The 6,346-nt window shown below is 65.5% G+C and carries 6 protein-coding genes and 1 tRNA gene; 6 read left to right on the forward strand and 1 reads right to left on the reverse strand.

The features are described from left to right. Positions 1-118: 118 nt before the first annotated feature. From map to ACFQ4G_RS14295, 6 genes are all read left to right on the forward strand, one after another. Entirely contained in the window at positions 119-949 is an 831-nt protein-coding gene (gene map, locus ACFQ4G_RS14270) for a type I methionyl aminopeptidase (protein WP_238203735.1), read from the forward strand. 25 nt (positions 950-974) lie between these two features. Further along, positions 975-1,694 (forward strand): RadC family protein, encoded by a 720-nt coding sequence (gene radC / locus ACFQ4G_RS14275; protein ID WP_238203733.1) that lies wholly within the window; start codon positions 975-977, stop codon positions 1,692-1,694. Between the two features lie 138 nt (positions 1,695-1,832). Next, on the forward strand, positions 1,833-3,272 hold the full coding sequence (locus ACFQ4G_RS14280; RefSeq protein WP_238203731.1) for a circularly permuted type 2 ATP-grasp protein: 1,440 nt from the start codon (positions 1,833-1,835) through the stop codon (positions 3,270-3,272). Positions 3,273-3,352: 80 nt separating this feature from the next. Next, positions 3,353-4,297, forward strand: coding sequence for an alpha-E domain-containing protein (locus ACFQ4G_RS14285; protein ID WP_019905187.1), 945 nt, complete (start codon positions 3,353-3,355; stop codon positions 4,295-4,297). A gap of 52 nt (positions 4,298-4,349) precedes the next feature. After that, on the forward strand, positions 4,350-5,177 hold the full coding sequence (locus tag ACFQ4G_RS14290; RefSeq protein WP_238203729.1) for a transglutaminase family protein: 828 nt from the start codon (positions 4,350-4,352) through the stop codon (positions 5,175-5,177). Between the two features lie 57 nt (positions 5,178-5,234). Further along, positions 5,235-5,984, forward strand: a complete 750-nt coding sequence (locus tag ACFQ4G_RS14295; RefSeq protein WP_238203727.1) for a peptidase — start codon at positions 5,235-5,237, stop codon at positions 5,982-5,984. Between the two features lie 280 nt (positions 5,985-6,264). On the opposite strand, the gene ACFQ4G_RS14300 is transcribed toward ACFQ4G_RS14295, so the two are convergent. Continuing rightward, positions 6,265-6,341: transfer RNA gene (locus ACFQ4G_RS14300), tRNA-Met, on the reverse strand. Positions 6,342-6,346: the final 5 nt, after the last annotated feature.

Raw genomic sequence — 6,346 nt, forward strand, 5'->3', positions numbered from 1 at the left:
AGCCGAGGCCGGAAAACCGCCGCGGACGGCCAGCCTTGCATCGTCGAGGGTTGGCCTCTTCCGCGCGTCACCGTAGATAGGGCATTCTCGCCGCCGCTTTTACGAAACCACACCCGTCATGACCCAGAACGAACAGGCTGTCGCCGAGAGCGGACGCCGTGCGCCTCGGCCGCCGATCCATGGCCCCGAAGGGTTCGAGGGCATGCGCAAGGCCGGGCGGCTGACGGCGGAAGCCCTGGACGTGCTGATGGAGGCCACCGCCCCCGGCGTGACCACCGAGGCGCTGGACCGCCTCGCCTACGAATTCGCCATGGACAACGGCGCCTACCCGGCGTCGCTGCTCTATCGCGGCTATCCGAAATCGATCTGCACGTCGATCAACCACGTGGTCTGCCACGGCATCCCCAACGACAAGCCCCTGCGCGAGGGCGACATCGTCAATCTCGACATCTGCCTGATCGTCGACGGCTGGCACGGCGATTCCAGCCGCATGGCCTATGTCGGCGAGGTGCCGCGCAAGGCGGCTCGCCTGTGCGAGATCACCCACGAATGCCTCATGCGCGGCATCGCGGCGATCAAGCCGGGGGGCTCGACGACGGATATCGGCCGCGCGATCCAGGCCTATGCCGAATCAGAGCGCTGCTCGGTGGTGCGCGACTTCTGCGGACACGGCCTCGGCCGGATCTACCACGACGCCCCGACCATCCTGCACTATGTCGAGCCGAGCTACGACGTGGCCTTCCAGCCCGGACAGTTCTTCACGGTGGAGCCGATGATCAATCTCGGCCGCCCGGCGGTGAAGGTGCTCTCGGACGGCTGGACGGCGGTGACGCGGGACCGCTCGCTATCGGCGCAGTTCGAGCACACGGTGGCGGTGACCGAGACGGGGGTGGAGGTCTTCACCTTCTCGCCCAAAGGGTTGCATCAGCCGATCGATCCGTCCGCCTGAGCCCGCGTGATCCGGAGGCAAGACGATGCCGCGCCTCCCCATCGAACCACCGCTCAACGAGGCGACGGCGGAGGCGCCGCACTATCTCGGCCATCGCGACCGGCTGCGGGCCCGCTTCGCGCAGGCCGGCGCCGATGCCCTGCCCGATTACGAACTCCTCGAACTCGTCCTCTTCCGCGCGATCCCACGACGGGACGTGAAACCCCTGGCGAAAGCCCTGATCCGCCGGTTCGGCAGCTTCGCCGAGGTGGTGAGCGCGGAGCCGAACCGGCTGGCGGAGGTCGAGGGCGTCAGCCAGGGCGTCATCGCCGATCTCAAGCTGGTGGAGGCGGCGGGCCATCGCCTTGCCCGCGGTGCCATCGCGGCCCGCCCCCTGCTCTCGTCATGGGCGGCCCTCCTGGACTATTGCCGGGCGACCATGGCCTTCTCGGCCCGCGAGCAGTTCCGGGTGCTGTTCCTCGACAAGCGCAACCACCTCATCGCCGACGAGGTCCAGGGCCGCGGCACCGTCGATCACACGCCGGTCTATCCGCGCGAGGTGGCGCGCCGGGCGCTGGAACTCTCGGCCACCGCCATCATCCTCGCCCATAACCACCCCTCGGGCGATCCGACGCCCTCGGCGGCCGATATCCGGATGACGCGGAATATCGTCGCCGTGCTCGAGCCGCTCGGTATCGTCGTCCACGATCACATTGTTCTCGGTCGCGATGGACATGCGAGCCTCAAGGGGTTGAAGCTGATCTGAACGTGCTACTCTGACGATCGGACGATCCTGGACCTTCGGTTCGAGGTCGTCCGGAGGAAACGTCGGCCTGCTGCGAAGCGCACATCGTCCCGGTGGCGCGCCTCTTGCGAAGATGCCGGGATAAAAGGGGAGGCGCGAATGGCGCTCGCTGCGTTCGACGAGATGAATGGGATACCGGGGGCCGCCATGGGCGACCCTGCGGTTCGCGAAGCCTATGACAGCCTGAAATCCTGGCTCGAGACGACGCCGCCCGAGCACTTCAACACGCGTCGCAGCCAGGCCGAGATGCTCTTCCGGCGCATCGGCATCACCTTCGCCGTCTACGGTGCCAACGAATCCACCGAACGCCTGATCCCGTTCGACATCATTCCACGGGTGATCACCAAGCCGGAATGGAGCTTCCTCGAACGCGGCCTGAAACAGCGCGTGACGGCGATCAACGCCTTCCTCAGCGACATCTACGGCGCCCAGGAATGCATCAAGGCGGGGATCATCCCGGCCGATCTGGTCTATCGCAACCCGCATTACCGCATGGAGATGCGGGCCTTCAAAGTCCCGCACGACCTCTACGTCCACATCGCCGGCATCGATATCGTCCGCACCGGCGAGAACGACTTCTTCGTGCTGGAGGACAATGCCCGCACCCCGTCCGGCGTCTCCTACATGCTGGAGAACCGCGAAGTGATGCTGCGGCTCTTCCCCGAACTGTTCTCGCGGCACCGCGTGGCGCCGGTGGAGAATTATCCGGATTCGCTGCTCGCCACCCTCCGCAGCCTCGCGCCGCAGACGGCCACCCGCGATCCCTCCGTCGTGTTGCTCACCCCGGGCCGCTACAATTCGGCCTTCTACGAGCACTCGTTCCTGGCCGACAAGCTCGGCGTCGATCTGGTGGAGGCCTCGGACCTCTTCACCAAGGACGACGTGGTCTACATGCGCACCACGGAAGGCCCGCGCCGGGTCGACGTGATCTATCGCCGTCTCGACGACGACTTCCTCGACCCTCTCGTCTTCCGCCCCGATTCCGTCCTCGGCGTGCCCGGCCTGATGAACGCCTACGAGCGCGGGACCGTGACCCTCGCCAACGCCGTCGGCACCGGGATCGCCGACGACAAGGCCGTCTACAGCTACATGCCGGAGATCGTGAAGTTCTTCACCGGCCAGGAGCCGATCCTCCATAACGTGCCGACCTATCGCTGCCGCGAGAAGGAAGCCTTCTCCTACGTGATGGACAACCTCGCCGACCTCGTCGTGAAGGAGGTCAACGGCTCGGGCGGCTACGGCATGCTGGTCGGTCCCCACGCCACCAAGCGGGAGATCGAGGATTTCGGCCGCAAGCTGCGGCATTCGCCGGACGGCTTCATCGCCCAGCCGACGCTGGCCCTGTCCACCTGCCCGACCTTCGTCGCCTCGGGCGTCGCGCCGCGCCACGTCGACCTGCGGCCGTTCGTGCTATGCGGTTCGGACGAGATCAGAATCGTTCCGGGTGGATTGACCCGCGTGGCCCTGAAGGAAGGGTCCCTTGTGGTCAATTCGAGCCAGGGCGGCGGCACCAAGGATACCTGGGTGCTCGACGCCTGACGCCGCGCCGGCCACCCCGCCAGAGCCCGCCTCGGGTAAGAGGTGGATCGTTTTCTCGCCTATCGCCTTAACGGAAGCCCATGCTGTCCCGGACCGCCGACAATCTGTACTGGCTCTCGCGCTACGCCGAGCGCGCCGAGTTCGTGGCCCGCATCCTCGATGCGGCCCATCGGCTCGCCGCCCTCCCATCGAGCTATGGCGGCGGCGAGACCAACGAATGGGCGTCGGCGCTCGCCTCCGCGGGCGATCCGGAGGTGTTCAAGCCACTCTACGACAGCGTCAACGAAGCGACGGTGTGCAACTTCCTCGCCTTCTCGCCGCATAACCCCTCCTCGATCCGCTCCTGCATCGAGACCGCGCGCGAGAATGCGCGGTCCGTCCGCACGGCGCTGACCACCGAGATGTGGGACGCCATCAACGGGGCCTGGCTCGAATTGCGGAACTACGAGGGCCGGGACCTCAACCGCGACGAGTTCAGCCGCTTCCTCGAATGGGTGAAGGGCGTGTCGCTGGCTTTCGACGGCTCGGCCTATCGCACCATGCTGCGCAACGATGCCTATTGGTTCACCCGGCTGGGTACGGCGATCGAGCGGGCCGACAACACGGCGCGCATCCTCGACGTGAAATACCGCATCCTGCTGCCTGCCACGGAGAAGGTCGGCGGCAGCCTCGACTATTTCCAGTGGACCACGATCCTGCGCGAGGTCTCTGCCTTCAACGCTTATCACTGGGTCTATCGCGAGAGCGTCAAGCCGTTGCTCGTCGCCGACCTGCTCATCCTCAACCGGCAGATGCCGCGCTCGCTGACCAATTGCTACGGCATGCTGGTGGAGCACCTCGATCTCATCGCCGACGCCTATGGCCGGCGCGGGGCGAGCCAACGGCTGGCGAGCAACACCCTCGCCCGCCTCGAGAGCGAGAATATCGACCGGGTCTTCCGCTCCGGTCTGCACGAATTCGTCACGGCCTTCATCGTCGAGAACAATCGCCTCGGCGCGGCGGTCATCGAACAATATCTGGTGTAGGGTCCCGTCGAATCCCAGGCTCCGCGAAGCCCGAGCTCTACAAGAGACGTCCATGCGCATCCGCGTCTTCCACGAGACCAATTACACCTACGAGCAGCCGGCTCGCGGCCTGATCCAGCTCCTGCGACTCCGGCCCCGCGACCATGACGGTCAATATGTCCGCCGCTGGCGGATCGAGCCGTCGGTGGACGGGCGGATCAGCGAACGCGAAGACGGGTTCGGCAACGTCACCCACTGGTTCACCGCCGACGAGCCTGCCGATGCCCTGACGATCCGGGTGACCGGCGAAGTCGATACCAACGAGATGCACGGCATCGTCCGGGGCACGGTGGAACGTCTGCCCGACGTGTTTTACCTGCGCGATTCCGATCTCGCGACGGCCAACGGCGAACTCCAGCTCTTCGCCAAGAGCGTGGTCGACGAGGGTGATTCCTCGGTTCTCCCCTGCCTTCACCGTCTCCTCGCCGCCGTCTTCGACACAATCGCGTTCGAACCGGGACCGGCCAGCGCCAGCACCACCGCCGCACAATCCTTCGCGGCGGGAAAGGGCGTCTGCCAGGACCTTGCCCATATTTTCATCGCCGCCGCGCGGCACCTGGAAATTCCAGCTCGCTACGTCTCCGGCTATTTCTTCCATGCCGAGAGCGGGGAGGACCAGGGATCGGGACATGCCTGGGCGGAAGCTCTGGTGCCCGGTCTCGGATGGGTCGGTTTCGACCCGGCCAATGGTATCGCTACGACGGAGGCGCATATCCGCGTCGCCATCGGGCTGGATTATTTAGGTGCAGCCCCGATCAGAGGCAGTCGGATGGGTGGCGGGACTGAAACACTCGAAGTAAAGCTTCGCGTCGAACAGGCTCAGGCCACTGTCCAGGTCTAGCCTGTCACAGCATTAAGAATGGCCTGAGAGTCTCGGGTCATCAGGGGTATCGGTATCATGACCTATTGCGTCGGGCTCCTCGTCGAGGAAGGGCTCGTGATGGTTGCCGACACCCGCACCAATGCGGGACTCGACGACATCTCGACCTATCGCAAGCTGCATCACTTCAACGTTCCGGGCGAACGCGTGATGATGCTGGCATCGGCGGGCAATCTCTCCGTGACGCAATCGGTGCTGAGCCTCCTCGCTGAGGGAGTGTCCGGCGAGGATGGCGAGCCGCCTTTGAAGATTACCGAGACGACGACGATGTTCCAGGCGGCCCAGCTCATCGGCAAGGCGATCCGCCGCGTCCGCGTCATCGAGAAGGCCGGGTTCGAGGCGGCCAACCTTCGGTTCTCGATCTCGCTGCTGTTCGGCGGTCAGATCGGCAACGAGCCCATGCGGCTGTTCCTGATCTACTCCGCCGGCAACTTCATCGAGTGCAGCACGGATGCGCCGTTCCTGCAGATCGGCGAGCACAAATACGGCAAGCCCATCCTCGACCGTGCGGTGAAGTTCGAGACCGATCTCTACGACGCCTTGAAGGTGAGCCTCGTCTCGATGGATTCGACGATGCGGTCGAACCTCGGTGTGGGACTCCCCATCGATATCGCGGTCGCCCGGCGCAACGCCCTCGATCTCGAGGTCAGCCACCGGATCGAGGCGGGTGAATCCTATTTCCACGATCTGCGCGAGCGCTGGTCGGCGGCCCTGCGCGCGGCTCACCGCGCCATCCCGCGGCCGCCCTACGGCCCAGCCGCACGATAGCCTCGGGCACCGACTGTTACTCCGCCCGGAAGATTCTCCATCTCGTCGAAGGCAGGTGGGGGATCGGGCAAGGACCCGGGCGCTCATCTTATGAGTCCGGCCCGTGATGTGTGGGCCGGCCATCCGGGGCATGAGGTTCGTGGAGCCCCCTCCCCTTTCCGCGAGACGGTCGAGAGGGGCGGTTCGGTTTCTCGATTGCCGCCGATGCGGGTGGTCGGACACGACGAAGCCCGCTGCGATGTGTGTCGCGGCGGGCTTTCGGTGTTGTGTGTGAGGGTTTTGGTTGCGGGGACAGGATTTGAACCTGTGACCTTCAGGTTATGAGCCTGACGAGCTACCGGGCTGCTCCACCCCGCGCCAGG

It is taken from the genome of Methylobacterium marchantiae, from assembly GCF_042679825.1.
GTDB classification, from domain to species: Bacteria; Pseudomonadota; Alphaproteobacteria; order Rhizobiales; family Beijerinckiaceae; genus Methylobacterium; species Methylobacterium marchantiae.